At 63.9% G+C, this 14,693-nt stretch carries 11 protein-coding genes; 2 read left to right on the top strand and 9 right to left on the bottom strand.

Going from position 1 to position 14,693, the window contains the following annotated elements:
• Positions 1–10: 10 nt before the first annotated feature.
• The 5 genes from cysG to BN1124_RS19170 all read right to left on the bottom strand — a co-directional run bounded on the left by cysG (position 11) and on the right by BN1124_RS19170 (position 6,381).
• Positions 11–1,417, bottom strand: coding sequence for a siroheme synthase CysG (gene cysG / locus BN1124_RS19190; protein ID WP_042644574.1), 1,407 nt, complete (start codon positions 1,415–1,417; stop codon positions 11–13).
• 12 nt (positions 1,418–1,429) lie between these two features.
• Positions 1,430–2,236, bottom strand: a complete 807-nt coding sequence (gene nirC / locus BN1124_RS19185) for a nitrite transporter NirC (RefSeq protein ID WP_042644572.1) — start codon at positions 2,234–2,236, stop codon at positions 1,430–1,432.
• 51 nt (positions 2,237–2,287) lie between these two features.
• Positions 2,288–2,605, bottom strand: a complete 318-nt coding sequence (gene nirD / locus BN1124_RS19180; RefSeq protein WP_042644570.1) for a nitrite reductase small subunit NirD — start codon at positions 2,603–2,605, stop codon at positions 2,288–2,290.
• Positions 2,605–5,151 carry a nitrite reductase large subunit NirB gene (nirB, locus tag BN1124_RS19175; RefSeq protein ID WP_042644568.1) on the bottom strand — a complete coding sequence of 849 codons (2,547 nt, stop codon included), beginning with the start codon at positions 5,149–5,151 and terminating at the stop codon, positions 2,605–2,607. Before nirB ends, nirD begins: the two co-directional genes overlap by 1 nt.
• Positions 5,152–5,445: 294 nt before the next feature.
• Positions 5,446–6,381 (bottom strand): LysR family transcriptional regulator, encoded by a 936-nt coding sequence (locus tag BN1124_RS19170; protein WP_042644566.1) that lies wholly within the window; start codon positions 6,379–6,381, stop codon positions 5,446–5,448.
• Between the two features lie 182 nt (positions 6,382–6,563).
• Between BN1124_RS19170 and BN1124_RS19165 the strand changes: the two genes are divergently transcribed.
• On the top strand, positions 6,564–7,946 hold the full coding sequence (locus tag BN1124_RS19165; RefSeq protein WP_042644564.1) for an MFS transporter: 1,383 nt from the start codon (positions 6,564–6,566) through the stop codon (positions 7,944–7,946).
• Positions 7,947–7,987: 41 nt separating this feature from the next.
• On the opposite strand, the gene BN1124_RS19160 is transcribed toward BN1124_RS19165, so the two are convergent.
• The 3 genes from BN1124_RS19160 to BN1124_RS19150 all read right to left on the bottom strand — a co-directional run bounded on the left by BN1124_RS19160 (position 7,988) and on the right by BN1124_RS19150 (position 11,762).
• Positions 7,988–9,232, bottom strand: a complete 1,245-nt coding sequence (locus BN1124_RS19160; protein WP_231553680.1) for an oligosaccharide MFS transporter — start codon at positions 9,230–9,232, stop codon at positions 7,988–7,990.
• Positions 9,233–9,303: 71 nt separating this feature from the next.
• Entirely contained in the window at positions 9,304–10,263 is a 960-nt protein-coding gene (locus BN1124_RS19155) for an aminoimidazole riboside kinase (RefSeq protein WP_042644560.1), read from the bottom strand.
• A gap of 65 nt (positions 10,264–10,328) precedes the next feature.
• Positions 10,329–11,762: a glycoside hydrolase family 32 protein gene (locus BN1124_RS19150; RefSeq protein ID WP_042644558.1), complete on the bottom strand. Its 1,434-nt coding sequence runs from the start codon at positions 11,760–11,762 to the stop codon at positions 10,329–10,331.
• A gap of 508 nt (positions 11,763–12,270) precedes the next feature.
• Here BN1124_RS19150 and BN1124_RS19145 point away from each other — a divergent pair.
• Positions 12,271–13,287, top strand: a complete 1,017-nt coding sequence (locus tag BN1124_RS19145) for a LacI family DNA-binding transcriptional regulator (RefSeq protein ID WP_042644556.1) — start codon at positions 12,271–12,273, stop codon at positions 13,285–13,287.
• A 61-nt stretch (positions 13,288–13,348) separates the two neighbouring features.
• Here the strand turns inward: BN1124_RS19145 and hslU are convergent, their stop codons facing one another.
• The gene (gene hslU, locus BN1124_RS19140) at positions 13,349–14,677 is read right to left on the bottom strand and encodes an HslU--HslV peptidase ATPase subunit (protein ID WP_042644554.1); all 1,329 of its coding nucleotides are present in this window, start codon (positions 14,675–14,677) and stop codon (positions 13,349–13,351) included.
• Between the last annotated feature and the right edge of the window lie 16 nt (positions 14,678–14,693).

The following is a 14,693-nucleotide window of genomic DNA, read 5'->3' as shown; positions in this document are numbered from 1 at the left end:
GTTGGTCCTCTCAGGCCGATGCCGCTATCCGTGACGGCGCCTTGGCCTGTCCGAACCAGGCGAGCTTGTCGGCCAGTGTGACGACGGAGCCCACCATGATGAGGGCCGGGCTCTCGACGCCGACGGCCAGCTCGGGCAACTGGTCAAGGGTGCCGCGAATGACCCGCTGGCAGGGCTGGGTGCCGCGCTCGACCAGAGCCACCGGGGTGTCCCCCTCCTTGCCGTGAGCCATCAGTTGCTCGCGGATGGTGGCGCAGCTTGATAGCCCCATATAGAACACCAGGGTCTGCTTGTCCCGGGCCAGCAGGGGCCAGTCGAGATCCTGGGTGCCACCCTTGCCGTGAGCGGTGACGAAGCGCACGCTCTGGGCATGATCCCGGTGGGTCAGCGGGATGCCGGCGTAGGCGGCGCAGCCGCTCGCCGCCGTGATCCCCGGCACCACCTGGAAGCCCACACCGCTGCCGACCAGCGTCTCCAGCTCCTCGCCGCCGCGACCGAAGATGAAGGGGTCGCCCCCCTTCAGCCGCACCACCCGCTGCCCCTTTTTCGCCTCATCCAGCAGCAGCTGGTTGATGCCCTCCTGGGGCACGCAGTGGTTGCCCGCCTGCTTGCCGACGAAGATGCGCTTGGCATCCCGCCGCACCAGGGCCATCACCTCGTCCGATACCAACCGGTCATAGACCACCACGTCCGCCTGCTGCATCTGGCGCAGGGCGTGCAGGGTGAGCAGACCGGGATCACCGGGGCCGGCACCCACCAGGATCACTTCACCCTGGCTGGCCCCCTCCTCGGCGAACAGGTTGTCGGCCAGCTGATTGGCCGAGGCTTGATCCCCTCGTGCCAGCGCCTGACCGAGCCGGTCGGCGCCGAGCAGGCGCTCCCAGAACTGGCGGCGCTCCCCCATGGTGGCGAAGCGGGCCTTGACCCGCTCCCGCAGGCCGCCGGCGAAGGCTGCCACGGCGCCGAGATGCTGGGGCAGCAGGGCCTCCAGCTTCTCGCGCAGCAGGCGAGCCAGCACCGGGGCCTTGCCGCCGGAGGAGATGGCAACCATCAGCGGCGAGCGGTCTATGATCGACGGCATGATGAAGCTGGATCGCTTGGGGTCATCCACCACGTTGGCGAAGATGCCGGCCTGGTTGGCACTCTGGTATACCAGCGCATTGACCTCGCGCCTGTCGGTGGCGGCCACCACCAACCACTTGCCCGCCAGCTGCACCGGCTCGAATTCGCCGACCAGCCACTCGATGGTCCCGTTGGTGGCCAGCTCGGCCAGCTCGGGGTCGAGCTCGGGAGACACCACCGTCAGGCGGGCACCGGCGTCCAGCAGCAGGCGCGCCTTGCGCTCCGCCACGTCGCCGCCGCCGACCAGCAGCACGGGTTTGTTATCGAGTCGACAGAAGATGGGCAAGTAGTCCATGGGACCTCCGGATCAGGCGGTTTGAGTCTGGCTGACGGTGTTCTCGGTCACGGCAACCGGGCGCTCCGCCTTGGGGGTGGCATACCAGTAGCCCAGACCCATGAAGAGGGCGCCGGAGACGGTATTGCCGAGGGTCACCCAGAGCAGGTTGTGACCGATGCCGCCCAAGGTGTAGGCGTCTGAGTGAGCGCCGAACCAGGAGAGGGCGAACAAGGTCATGTTGGCGACCGAGTGCTCGTAGCCGGAGGCGATGAAGGCCAGCAGGCACCACCAGATGGCGATGAACTTGGCGGCACCCTCGGTGCGCAGTGCCATCCAGATGGCGAGGCAGACCAGCCAGTTACAGAGTATGCCCTTCATGAACAGGGTCAGGGCCGGGGCCTGGGTCTTGGCCAGCGCCACCTTGTGGGCCAGGCTGCCCGCGTCCGGCAGCAGGCTGCCGCCGTAGGAGTAGATCAGCGCCACCGCGATGGAACCGAGCAGGTTGCCGGCCCAGGTCTGGGGCAGGATGCGTAGCAGATCCCCCATGGAGATCTTGCCCGTCTTCACCCCGAAGGTGAGGAACATGGTGTGGCCGGTGAACAGCTCGGAGCCGGCGATGATCACCAGGGTCAGGGCGATGCCGAAGGTGGCCCCCATCACCAGCGGACGCACGCTGGGATCCACCAGGTTGCCCAGGGTGAAGATGAGGATGATGCCGAGGCCCACATAGGCCCCCGCCATGGCGGAGCTGAGCCAGAAGCCGAGCTTGTCGCTGCGCTCGAAGCGGTTGATGCGGGCCGCGTTGGCGGCGCACTTGTTGATGCTGTCGGTATACATATGGATTCTCTTTAGAGGGGCCGCCCGCGGGCAGCCCTGATATTCATGGTGTTAGACGGCGACCCAGACCTGCTGGTCACGTACTTCGACCGGGTAGCCCTGCACTGACATGGCCGCATTTTCGAGGCAGTGGCCGTCGCTCAGGCGAAAGTGCTGCTTCTTGAGCGGGCTGGCGACCCAGAGCTCGCCCTCGTGCTCGCAGATGAGGCCCCGCGACAGCACGTTGGCGGCGAAGAAGGGGTCCTGATTGTCGATGGCGAACACCTCGGCCGCTTCGCTCGGGCGGAACAGCGCGATCTGGCGACCTTCGAGCAGGGCGCAAACGCCTGTACCCGGAAAAATATCATTGAGTTGGCATGCGAGTTTCATCACTTTGCCTCCATGTCGATCTGGTAGACGGGGATGCGCTCGGCCGGGGTGGCCGGTCTGTGCTGCTCACGTTCGGTGACGAACTGCACGTCCGGATCGCGCTTGCCGCTGTTGATGAAGTGGCTGAAGCGCTTGAGCTGCTCCTCTTCATTCAGGGTGCGGGACCATTCGCATTCGTAGCTGTCGATCAGCACCTGGATGTCGTGCTCCAGGGTGGCATTCAGTCCCAGCTTGTCGTCGACTATCACCTCGCGCAGGTAGTCGACGCCCCCTTCCAGGTTGCCGAGCCAGACCGAGGTGCGTTGCAGTTTGTCGGCGCTGGTGACGTAGAACATCATGAAACGGTCGATCAGCTTGATCAGGCTCTCGCGGTCCAGATCCGAGGCGAGCAGGTCGGCGTGGCGCGGCTTCATGCCACCGTTGCCGCCCACATAGAGGTTCCAGCCCGCGTCCGTGGCGATGATGCCGACGTCCTTGCCCTGGGCTTCCGCGCATTCGCGTGTACAGCCGGAGACACCGAACTTCATCTTGTGCGGGGTGCGGATGCCCTTGTAGCGGTTCTCGAGGAAGACCCCGAGGCCGACGCTGTCCTGCACGCCGAAGCGGCACCAGGTGCTGCCGACACAGGTCTTGGCCATGCGCAGCGCCTTGGCGTAGGCCTGACCGGTCTCGAAGCCGGCGGCCAGCAACTTGCGCCAGATGGCGGGCAGATCGTCTTTCTGGGCACCGAACAGGCCGATGCGCTGGGCACCGGTGATCTTGGTGTAGAGCTTGTAGTCGCGGGCTACTTCGGCCACCGCCAGCAGGCCTTCCGGGGTCACCTCACCACCGGCCATGCGCGGGATGACGGAGTAGGTGCCGTCCTTTTGCATGTTGCCGAGGAAGATGTCGTTGGTGTCCTGCAGCTGGGTGTTCTGCGGGGTCAGCACATAGTCGTTCCAGCAGGAGGCGAGGATGGAGCCGACCGTGGGTTTGCACACCTCGCAGCCGTAACCCTGACCGTGCTTGCGCAGCAGCTCGTCGAAGCTCTTGATCCCTTCCACCTTGACCAGGTGGAACAGCTCCTGGCGGGAGTAGGAGAAGTGGCCGCACAGGTGGTTGTTGACCTCGATGCCCTGTTTCACCAGCTCGGCGTTGAGCACCTGGCTGATGAGGGGCACGCAGCCGCCGCAGCCGGTACCGGCCTTGGTGTGCTGCTTGATGGCGGCCAGGGTGGTGTGACCCTCGGCGACCGCCTGGGCGATGTCGCCCTTGGAGACGTCGAAGCAGGAGCAGATCTGGGCGCTGGCGGGCAGGGCGTCGACCCCCAGGGTCGGCTTGGCACCGGCGTAGGCAGGCAGGATCAGGGTATCCGGGTGGGCGGGCAGCGGTATGGCGTTGAGCATCAGCTGCAGCAGGTTGCCGTAGTCATCGACGTCACCGACCAGCACGGCACCGAGCAGGCGGCTGTTGTCTTCGCTCACCACGATTTTCTTGTAGACGCCGGCCTGGTCGTCCTGGAACACATAGCTGTGACTGCCGGGAGTGCGGCCATGGGCATCGCCGATGGAGCCGACGGAGACGCCGAGCAGCTTCAGCTTGGCGCTCATGTCCGCCCCTTCGAAGCGGTTGTCGCCACCGAGCAGGTGATCGACGGTGACCTGGGCCATCTTGTAGCCCGGTGCCACCAGGCCGAAGAAGCGACCCTGCCAGGCGGCGCACTCGCCGATGGCATAGATGTCGGGGTCGGAGGTGAGGCAGTGATCGTCGATCAGCACGCCGCCACGGTCGGCGATGGTCAGCTCAGAGTAACGGCCGAGGGTGTCTTGCGGGCGGATCCCGGTGGAGAAGACCACCACGTCCACTTCAAGCTGGCTGCCGTCGGCGAAGGCGAGGCGATGCTTGGCCTCCTTGCCGCCGTGCATCAGGATCTCGCTGGTGCTCTTGCTGGTGTGTACCTGCACGCCCATGGATTCGATCTTGCGGCGCAGCAGCTGGCCACCCTGACCGTCGAGCTGTTCCGCCATCAATACCGGGGCAAATTCCACCACGTGGGTCTCGAGGCCCAGGGCCTTGAGGGCACCCGCCGCTTCCAGACCGAGCAGGCCACCGCCGATCACCACCCCGTTCTTGCCGCTCTTGGCGGCGCTGCGGATGGCTTTCAGATCCTCGATGGTGCGGTAGACGAAGCATTCATGATGCTCGCTGCCCTTGATCGGCGGCACCCAGGGGTAGGAGCCGGTGGCCAGTACCAGCTTGTCATACTCGACCACGGTGCCCTTGTTGGAGTGCACTTCGCGCTTGGCGCGATCGATCAGCTTGACCGCCTCGCCGAGCAGCAGGCGGATGCCGTGCTTCTCGTAGAAACCGGGTTTGACGAGGGAGAGATCTTCGCTGGTGTGGTGGGAGAAGTAGGAGGAGAGATGGACACGATCGTAGGCGGGACGGGGTTCTGCACCGAAGACGGTGATCTCGAACTGGCCGGGATCGGACCGTTCGATCAACTCTTCGATGAAGCGGTGCCCCACCATGCCGTTACCTATGACGGCCAGTCTGACTTTGCTCATGATTGCCTCTGGATTGGAGTAATAAAACATCATTCTGGGGTTAGGCTACCCAGTTGGAGGGGGCGGGCAATTGATGCAAATCAAGTGTCTCTTTATATATCCCCAAAGGGGTGGTTTGGTGAAATTGAAAGCTATTTATAAATAGGTATACCAGTAGTCAAATTGGCCACGCCAGCGGAATGAGGGGATTGATTGAGGCTGATGGAGGGAGCATGGCCGCCACCGGGCCAGCCATCGACATGCGGGAGGGGATCGGGCTAGCGGGGAGTGGTTCTGTGGGCGCTCAATCGGTTGTTAACTTTCATCACTCCTGTCACCACTCTGCCGCGTGGCATAGGGGGGTCTGGCACAGGTCTCGCGGATGAGGCGGCGCAGCCAGCGGTGGGCCGGATCGGCGTCCAATCGTGGGTGCCAGAGCAGGGCCAGGGTGATGCCGGGCAGGGGGAAGGGGAGGGGCAGCCGCACCAGGGCGTCATGCAGGCTGGCGCAGTGCAGCTCGGGCACGGTCGCCACCAGATCGCTACCCCGCACCAGGGCCAGCGCCGTGGCAAAGCCGGGCACCAGGGTGGTGATGGTGCGCTCCAGCTTGAGGGCGGCGAGCGCCTGATCGATGGGACCGTGCTCTTGAGCACGGCGCGACACCATGATGTGGCGGGCGGCGGCGTAGCGGGCGGCTGTCAGGGGCCCTTCGCACAGGGGGTGGCCCGGCCTCACCACGGCGATGAAATGGTCGTGGAACAAGGCCTGGGTATGGAGCTCGGGCGCCGTGTTGGCCCCGATCACTCCGGTCTCGAAATCCAGCTCGCCGCCGCGCAAGGGGCCGCTCTCCTTGTCGGGCTTGGCCACGAAGTGCAGCCGAACCCCGGGAGCTTCGACGGCGAGCCGGGCCAGCAGGGCCGCACCGACGCTCTCCACGAAGCCATCGCTGGCGCGCAGACGGAAGGTGCGCACCAGATGAGCCGGATCTATCTCCCGCTCGGGGCGCAGCACGGCCTCGGCATCTTGCACCAGCTGGCTGACCTGCTCGCGCAGCGCCAGCGCGCGGGGGGTGGGCACCAGACCCCGGCCCGCCCGCACCAGCAGGGGATCCCCCGTGGTCGCGCGCAGCCGGGCCAGGGCACGGCTCATGGCGGAGGGGCTGAGGTGCAGCCGTCTGGCGGCGCCGGCCACGCTGCCCTCATCGAGCAGGGCATCCAGGGTGATCAGCAGGTTGAAGTCCGGTGTTGTCATGAGCGTGCCTTCGCCGAGTTGGAGCCTGCGAGTGAATCTCCGGGCCCTCAGTGCTTAGCATACAGGATGCGGTGTTACCGTATATGGCGCCAGATGCACGGATAAGCTGCAAGCCATGCGTCTTCCGCCCGCTCGGCACGCTGGCTAGCCTTGTCGACATCTTTCCTCGCCGAGTGCATGTCATGTTCCATTCCATCTCACTTTCTGCCGCGACGACCCGTCGCACCGGCCTGCTGGCGCTCGGGCTCTGCACCCTGCTGCCCATGCTGGCGGGCAGCATGGCCAACCTGGTGCTGCCGGCGCTGGGGCAGGCGTTCGCCGTCTCCCTGTCCAGCCTGCAATGGGTGCTGGTGGCCTATCTGCTGGGGATCAGCTGTCTGACGGTGGTGAGCGGGCGGCTGGGCGATCGATTCGGTCGTCGCCGCTTGCTGCTGTGGGGGCTGGCGCTCTTTGCGCTGGCCTCCCTGCTGTGCGCCCTGGCACCCGGCATCGGCTGGTTGATCGGTGCCCGAGTGCTGCAGGGGATCGGCGCGGCCTGCATGCTCTCCCTGGCGCTGGCCATGGTGGGGCAACTGGTGCCGCCGGCGCGGCGTGGTTGGGGAATGGGGCTGCTCGGCACCCTGTCAGCCTGCGGCACCGCGCTCGGCCCCTCCTTCGGTGGCCTGCTGATCGGTACCCTCGGCTGGCAGGCTCCCTTCTTGTTGCTGGTTCCCCTCGGCCTGCTGGCACTGGGCGCCGCACTGGTGGGCTTGCCGGCGGATGAGCCGGGGCGAAAGGGCGAGGGCATCAACCCCGGCAGCCTGCTGGCACTGGTGATCACGCTGCTCTGCTATGGCTTGCTGCTGAGTGCGGGGGGCGGGCGTCTGCTCTGGCTGCTCCCGATCGCCGTGCTCGCCGCCGTGCTCTTTGTGCGCTGTGAGCGCAACGCTAGCGCCCCCCTGTTGCCACTGGCGCTGCTGCGGGAGCCCGCGCTGCGGGGTGGCCTGCTCGGCAGCGGCCTGGTGGCGAGCGTGATGGTGGTGACCCTGCTGGTGGGCCCCTTCTATCTGCAGGGGGTGTTCGGCCTCGACATGGTGACCGTCGGGCTCTGGATCTCGGGCGGCCCGCTGCTGGCCGCGTTGGCGGGGATGCCCGCCGGTTGGCTGGTGGACAGGCTGGGAGCCAGGCCCGTGGTGCGGCTGGGACTGGGGGCCATGGCGATCGCCGCCCTCGTGTTCGCGACCCTGGCCGCGGGTCTGGGGCCGCTCGGGTATCTGCTGCCCATATTGCTGATGACGGCCGGCTACGCCCTGTTCCAGACCGCCAACAACAGTGCCGTGGTCGGGGCATCGACGGAGCAGAGCCGGGGCGCCGTGGCGGGCCTGCTGACCCTGTCGCGCAACCTGGGTCAGCTGACGGGCGTTGCCGGGCTCGGCGGCCTGTTCGTCTGGCTGGCGGGCGGTGGTGATGAGGCGGCACTGACCCGGGCTATGGAGGGGACCTTCGCCCTGACGCTGCTGCCCATCCTCCTGGCTTTAGTGCTGGCGGGGGCCGGAGGTCGGCGCGTAAATCACAATGTGGCATAGAAAAAGGGAGCCACTGGCTCCCTTGGTCGCATTGTTGGGGATCAACCGGTTACGGGGGTCAACTTCTCGACCTCATGGTGCTTCTTGCTCAGGGTCGCACACCCAAACACTATGGTCGTGACCACTATGCCGGCCATGATGAAGAAGATGGACTGGTACCCCACCTTGTCGAACAGGCGTCCCATGGGCAGCGACAGCAGTATGATCCCGATGGAGCTGGCGATGTTGAACCCGACCAGATACATGGTGGAGGAGAGCCGCTTGTCGAAGTTGGCCACACTGAACTTGAACACCGAGATGATGAACAGCGGTACCTCCAGGGCATGCAGCATCTTGATGAAGGAGATGACGTAGACATCGGTGAACAGCGCCGAGCCCAGGATCCGGATCGTCATGATCATGCCGGCGAGCAACAGTGCGGATTTGGGCCCGATGCGATTGATCACGAAGGGGATCAGCGCCATGCCGATGGCTTCAAGCACCACCTGCAGGGAGTTGAGGTAGCCGTAGACGCGGGGCGCCAGCTCGGGATCCTCGAACAGGCCGGCGTAGAAGACCGGGAACATCTGGTTGTCGTAGATGTTGTAGAACGACCAGGTGCCGACCACGAACACCACGAAGCACCAGAACTGGCGGTCCTTGAAGATGGTGACGAAGTCTTGTCTGGTGATGGCTTCCATCTGGCTGGATTCGACCCTGGCGACCTGGCCGGCGGCGTCGTCGGTCTTGAACAGCAGGTTGATAGCGAGGAACAGCACCCCCATGACAGAGACGCACCAGAAGTTGATGTGCGGATTGATGCTGAAGAAGATGCCGCCGACGAAGGTTCCCGCGGCATAGCCGAGGCAGCCCCAGAAGCGGGCTGTACCGAACTCGAAGTTGAAGCGACGGCTGATCTTCTCGACGAAACTGTCCACCAGGCCGTAGCCGGCCAGATAACCCACCCCGAAGAAGATGGCGCCGAGCACCATGGCCAGCTTGAAGTTGGAGACCAGCAGCGGTTCATACACATAGATCAGGAAGGGGCCCGTCAGGGTGATGACGATGCCTATCAACCAGATCAGGGTCTTCTTGGTGCCGAGCTTATCCTGAATAAAGCCATAGCCAATCATGAATATCATGCTGAAGAACTGATTGACGGAATAGAGCATGCCGAGATCGGTGCCCGACAGGCCAATTTTATTTTTCAAATAAATGGCATAAAAGGACCACCAGAGGGACCAGGCGGCGAAGAAAAACAATAAGTATCCGGATGAATAGCAATATTTGCTGTTGCCGAAGGGCATATTTATTTTCATGTCTAATTCCAAGTACAGAGTGAGTCAGAGTGTTCTATCTGGTCCATGCACCTTATTTATTATTTTACTGGTGCTATTTGGGATTCGAAATCGAGGGTTGGTTGTGAATCGATGAAGGCGTTTAGGGCCTCCTTGTTTGGCAGGGCCTTCAGGGCGCCTTTTCGGGTCGTCGCCAGGGCGCCACAGGCACTCGCCTGTGTCATCAGGGTGCAGATCGCGGCCTCATCCCCGGGCCAGCCGTGGGCCGCGATGGCGGCCAGCAGGCCCGCCATGAAGGCGTCGCCGGCCCCCGTGGTGTCCATGCTCTCCACGCTATAGCTGGTGAACGCGAGCACCCGGTCTTGCCAGAGCACCAGGGCTCCCTCGGCCCCCCGGGTGATGATCTTCAGGGGCGCCGGGTAGGCCGCCAGCCGTTGCAGCGCCGCCTCCATCCCCTGGCTCTGGGTGAGCCAGTGCAGCTCCTCCTCCGACATCTTCAGGATGTCGGATTGCCGCGCCAGCTGGTCGATGCGGGTCAGCATCTCCCCCTGATCGGCCCACATCTGGGGTCTGAGGTTGATGTCGAAGCTCAACATGCCGTGCGCATCCCGCAGTTGTGTCACCGCCTGCTCCAGGGTCTGGCGGCATTCGGCGGCGACCAGGGCGAGGGAGCAGCAGTGCAGAATGTCCCGACCCAGTTCCGGCAGGGCGGTAGGGCTCAGGAATTGATCCGCGGACGGGTTGACGAGAAATTCGAAATGACGCTCACCCTGCTTTTCGAGTGAGACCAGAACCGTGCTGGTGCGATATTTGGGATCGAATTCCATGTGCTTGGTATTTACCCCGGCGGCCGCCATGGTGTCTCGCAGGAAATAACCGAACGCATCCTTTCCTACCCGACCAATAAAGCCGCTCGGTTGGCCGAGCAGGGCGGCACCGACGGCGACGTTGACCGGCGCCCCGCCCGCACAGGCTTCATATTGCATATTTTCCAGCGGCAGCAGATCCACCACCGCATCACCCAGAGTCCAGATATTCATATGTGTACCCAATAATTGCGTTGCCATGGCAATCGATGGCTCATCGCCATGGCGGAGTCGGTAAATTAGTCGGCAAGCACCCAGGCTTGCGCCTGATGCACCAGGGCCTGACCGTGCTGGCTGAACAGGGTCAACTGGCGGTCATCCATCGCCGGGTAGATCCGGCTGCTCAGGCTGTATTCGCCGGCATTGACGAAGACCTCGATGGAGGAGCGGTCGATGAAGATCCGCAGGCTGAGGATATCCCCCGCCGGCAGCGGCACGCTGCGATAGCCGCAAAGGCCAAATTCCGGGTAGTCGCGCTCGAGCACGAGGCGCTGGGACTGGCTGTCGACATGGATGGATGCTCCCTTGCCGAGGCGCAGGCCGAACGTCTCGGCGCGGCTCTGACTCAGATCCCACTCGAGGCAGACTTCCATCGCCTCGGCGTGGGTCTCCACCGTCACCGCCTGATCTTTAAGCTCGCTCACCGACCAGGGACGCGGCTCCCCACGCAGGCTCTCCAGCTCCTTGACTGGGTTCATGCGCAGCTTGCCCTGCGCCGACAGGGAGAGTTCGCGGGGCAGGGAGAGCATGCCGGCCCAGCCATCGGCCTGCTCCGGCATGGGGGATTCCCACATCGCCAGCCAGCCGATGACGATGCGGCGGCCATCCGGGGTCTCGAAGGATTGGGGGGCGTAGAAGTCGTGGCCGTGATCCATCTCCTGGAAGGGCTGCTCAACGTTGAACTCGCCGCCGATCTGCCACTGGCCCGTCATGTAGCCGCTCTGGAACAGGTTGCGATTCGCGTATCCTTTGGCGGCCATGCCCTGGGGGGAGAACATCAGCACGCGCTGGTCGCCGAGGGGGAAGAAGTCCGGACACTCCCACATGTAGCCCATGTCGGCGTCGGCCCGGCCGATCACGCCGGCGTATTCCCACTGGCGCAGATCATCGGAACGATAGAGCTGTACCTCGCCGATGTCGTCGACCCGGGCGCCTACCACCATGAACCACTGCTCCCCCTCGCGCCACACCTTGGGGTCGCGGAAGTGGTGCACCCCTAGCGGGGTGTCGAGCACCATGCCCTCACGCTGGAAGCTCACGCCGTCACGGCTGGTGGCGAGGCACTGCACCTGGAACAGATTGTCGTCGCAGGGCTGGCCGTGGAACTTGTGGCCGGTGTAGATCAGCGCAAGCTGGTCGCCATCCACCACCGCCGAGCCGGAGTAGCAGCCATCCTTGTCTTCCGCCCCTTCCGGCGCCAGCACTATGGGCAGGTGCTCCCAGTTCACCATGTCGCGGCTGCGGGCATGCCCCCAGTGCATGGGCCCCCAGACAGGGGCGTGAGGATAGTGCTGGTAGAAGGCGTGATAGTAACCGTCGAACCAGGAGAGGCCGTTGGGGTCGTTCATCCAGCCCGCCTGGGGCGCCAGGTGATAGCTGGGGTACCAGCGCGGGTTGATGTCATCTTTCTTCGCCAGGATGGCGCCGTTCGCCTGGGACAGTGCGGGTGTCATAGGGTCTCTCTCATCAATCAAAGTTGGGCAATGGGTTCTTATGGGCATAAGAACGGGCTGAATTCGTCCCCGATCCTTGTCAACCAGGTCTCCATGCGCGATGAGGCGCGAGATCCTTCACTCTTCGGGTCAGGCAACCGGCGGCTGAGGAGATGCGGTCGTTTCTCATACTGCTGGTGCCAATTTTCAGAAAAGATAACGTTAACATTAGCGTTATGCCCGCTAAAGATCGGCGATACATGATGTTAATCACGAAAGATAACGTTAACATTGCGGATGTGTCGGCAAGATCGCGTTTTGATGGCAATCCGGCCTGTTTTCGGGGGCGGATTCGGGGTTAGATTGGCCTCTGCGCGGATCCGCTGGCGCCATGTGGTGGTTCTGGCTAGCCTTCGGCGGTCGTCGCCCGAGAGGGCCGTCCAGATCGGAGAGGATGGTCGGCTCATGACAGAGCGGTGTGGTGATATGGTGAGCGAGTCGCTCGGCAACCAGGAGAAAGAGAGAGGGAATGGCTTCTTTAAAAGATGTCGCCAAGCTGGCGAACGTATCGCTGATGACGGTTTCCAGGGCGATCAACGAGCCGCAGCGCCTCAGGCCTGAGACCTATCAGACCGTCATGGCCGCCGTGGAGGCCCTGGGTTATGTCTCCGACGCCTCGGCCAGGAAGATCCGGGGGGCCAGGTCGACGGTCAACACCATAGGGGTGCTGGCGCTGGATACCATGACCACCCCCTTCTCGGTGGAGATGACCCTGTCCATTGAGGAGACGGCCAGGGCGCACGGCTGGAACAGCTTCGTGGTGAACATGTTCAGCAATGATCAGCCGGGCAAGATCGTCGATCTGCTGCTGGCCCACCGGCCGGACGGCATCATCTACACCACCATGGGGCTGCGCCAGGTGCCCGTTCCCGAGAAGCTGCTCAGCATCCCCTGCGTGCTGGCCAACTGCGAGAGCCTGACTCACCGGCTGCCGAGCTACATCCCCAACGACGAGGAGGGGCAGTACCTCGGCGTGAAGGCGCTGCTGGCGGCGGGGCATCGCAAACTGCTCTGCATCCACTTGCCGCAGGAGCTCCCCTCCACCGCCCGCCGCCGTGCGGGCCTGGAGCGGGCCTGCCGGGAGGCCGGTGTCGATCCTGATGCCTTGCTGCACCACTACCTGCCCGTCGGGGAGTCGCATCACATCGATGCCGCCGACATCCTGATGAGCCACCTGGACGGTCAGGGGCCGACCTTCGATGCGGTGGTGTGCGGCAACGATCGGGTCGCCTTCGTGGCCTATCAGGTGCTGCTGGCGCGGGGGCTGAGGATCCCCGAGGACGTGGCGGTGCTGGGTTACGACAACATGGTCGGCACCGGGGAGCTGTTCGTCCCCGCCCTCTCCACGGTGCAACTGCCCCACTACGAGATTGGCCGGTTGAGCGCCCTGCACCTCATCCAGGGCGAGACGCACCAGGACACCATGCTGGTGGACAGCCCCTATCTGCCGAGGCGCTCCATCCTGCCCGGCGCTCGCCCCCGCTAGCCGGTTCGGATCCACCATAAAAAACGCCTCCACAAGGGAGGCGTTTTTGCATCTGGCCGGCTTACAGGATAAAGCGGCTCAGGTCTTCGTCCTCGATCAGCTTGCCGAGGTGGGCGTTGACGTAGTCGGCATCTATGGTGAAGGTCGCGCCTGACTTTTCGGAGGCATCGTAGGAGATGTCTTCCATCAGTCGCTCCATCACTGTGTGCAGGCGGCGGGCGCCGATGTTTTCGGTGCGCTCGTTGACCTGCCAGGCGGCCTCGGCCAGACGGCGGATGCCGTCCTTGGTGAACTCTATGGTGACCCCTTCGGTGGCCATCAGCGCCTGATACTGATCGGTCAGGGAGGCGTTCGGCTCGGTCAGGATGCGCTCGAAGTCTTCCGTGGTGAGGGCGGTCAGCTCGACCCGGATCGGCAGGCGGCCCTGCAGCTCGGGGATGAGATCGGACGGACGCGCGACCTGGAAGGCGCCGGAGGCGACAAACAGGATATGATCCGTCTTCACCATGCCGTGCTTGGTGTTAACTGTGCAACCTTCCACCAATGGCAGCAGATCACGCTGTACCCCCTCGCGGGAGACGTCGGGGCCGGAAGACTCACCGCGCTTGCAGATCTTGTCGATCTCGTCGAGGAAGACGATGCCGTTGTTCTCCACCGCGTGGATGGCTTTTTGCTTCAGCTCTTCCGGGTTGACCAGGCGAGCGGCTTCCTCTTCGATCAGCGCCTTCATGGCCTCCTTGACCTTGACCTTGCGCTTCTTCTTCTGCTGCTGACCCAGGTTCTGGAACAGGCCCTGCAGCTGGTTCGCCATCTCTTCCATGCCAGGTGGGGTCATGATGTCGACGCCCATGGGGCTGGCGGAGAGCTCCAGCTCGATTTCTTTATCATCCAGCTGACCCTCCCGCAGCTTCTTGCGGAAGATCTGGCGGGTGTTGGAGTTGTCGGCCTTCTCTTCCTCACCCCAGCTGTTGCGCGGGTTCGGCAGCAGGGCGTCGAGAATGCGCTCCTCGGCGGCCTCTTCGGCGCGGTATTTCATCTTCTCCATCTCGGTTTCGCGCACCAGCTTGATGGCGACATCGGTCAGGTCACGGATGATGCTGTCCACTTCCTTGCCGACATAGCCGACCTCGGTGAACTTGGTGGCTTCGACCTTGATGAAGGGGGCGTTGGCCAGCTTGGCCAGACGACGGGCGATCTCGGTCTTGCCGACGCCGGTCGGGCCTATCATCAGGATGTTTTTCGGGGTCACCTCGTGGCGCATCTCTTCGCTGAGCTGCATGCGGCGCCAGCGGTTGCGCAGGGCCACGGCCACCGCGCGTTTGGCATCGGCCTGACCGATGATGTGGCGGTCCAGCTCGTGGACGATTTCTCTCGGGGTCATCTCGGACATGATGGCGTTCCTGTAT

This window comes from Aeromonas eucrenophila (genome assembly GCF_000819865.1).
Lineage (GTDB): Bacteria > Pseudomonadota > Gammaproteobacteria > Enterobacterales > Aeromonadaceae > Aeromonas > Aeromonas eucrenophila.
Note: the sequence above shows the minus strand (reverse complement) of the source record. Positions and strands in the feature narration are given on the sequence as shown.

What these genes read in the sequence shown, in the direction of transcription:
- cysG (WP_042644574.1), bottom strand. Translation starts at nt 1,417, where the DNA reads ATGGACTACTTGCCCATCTTCTGTCGACTCGATAACAAACCCGTGCTG.
- BN1124_RS19155 (WP_042644560.1), bottom strand. Translation starts at nt 10,263, where the DNA reads ATGAATATCTGGACTCTGGGTGATGCGGTGGTGGATCTGCTGCCGCTG.
- BN1124_RS19160 (WP_231553680.1), bottom strand. Translation starts at nt 9,232, where the DNA reads ATGCCCTTCGGCAACAGCAAATATTGCTATTCATCCGGATACTTATTG.
- BN1124_RS19165 (WP_042644564.1), top strand. Translation starts at nt 6,564, where the DNA reads ATGTTCCATTCCATCTCACTTTCTGCCGCGACGACCCGTCGCACCGGC.
- BN1124_RS19150 (WP_042644558.1), bottom strand. Translation starts at nt 11,762, where the DNA reads ATGACACCCGCACTGTCCCAGGCGAACGGCGCCATCCTGGCGAAGAAA.
- nirD (WP_042644570.1), bottom strand. Translation starts at nt 2,605, where the DNA reads ATGAAACTCGCATGCCAACTCAATGATATTTTTCCGGGTACAGGCGTT.
- BN1124_RS19145 (WP_042644556.1), top strand. Translation starts at nt 12,271, where the DNA reads ATGGCTTCTTTAAAAGATGTCGCCAAGCTGGCGAACGTATCGCTGATG.
- nirC (WP_042644572.1), bottom strand. Translation starts at nt 2,236, where the DNA reads ATGTATACCGACAGCATCAACAAGTGCGCCGCCAACGCGGCCCGCATC.
- hslU (WP_042644554.1), bottom strand. Translation starts at nt 14,677, where the DNA reads ATGTCCGAGATGACCCCGAGAGAAATCGTCCACGAGCTGGACCGCCAC.
- BN1124_RS19170 (WP_042644566.1), bottom strand. Translation starts at nt 6,381, where the DNA reads ATGACAACACCGGACTTCAACCTGCTGATCACCCTGGATGCCCTGCTC.
- nirB (WP_042644568.1), bottom strand. Translation starts at nt 5,151, where the DNA reads ATGAGCAAAGTCAGACTGGCCGTCATAGGTAACGGCATGGTGGGGCAC.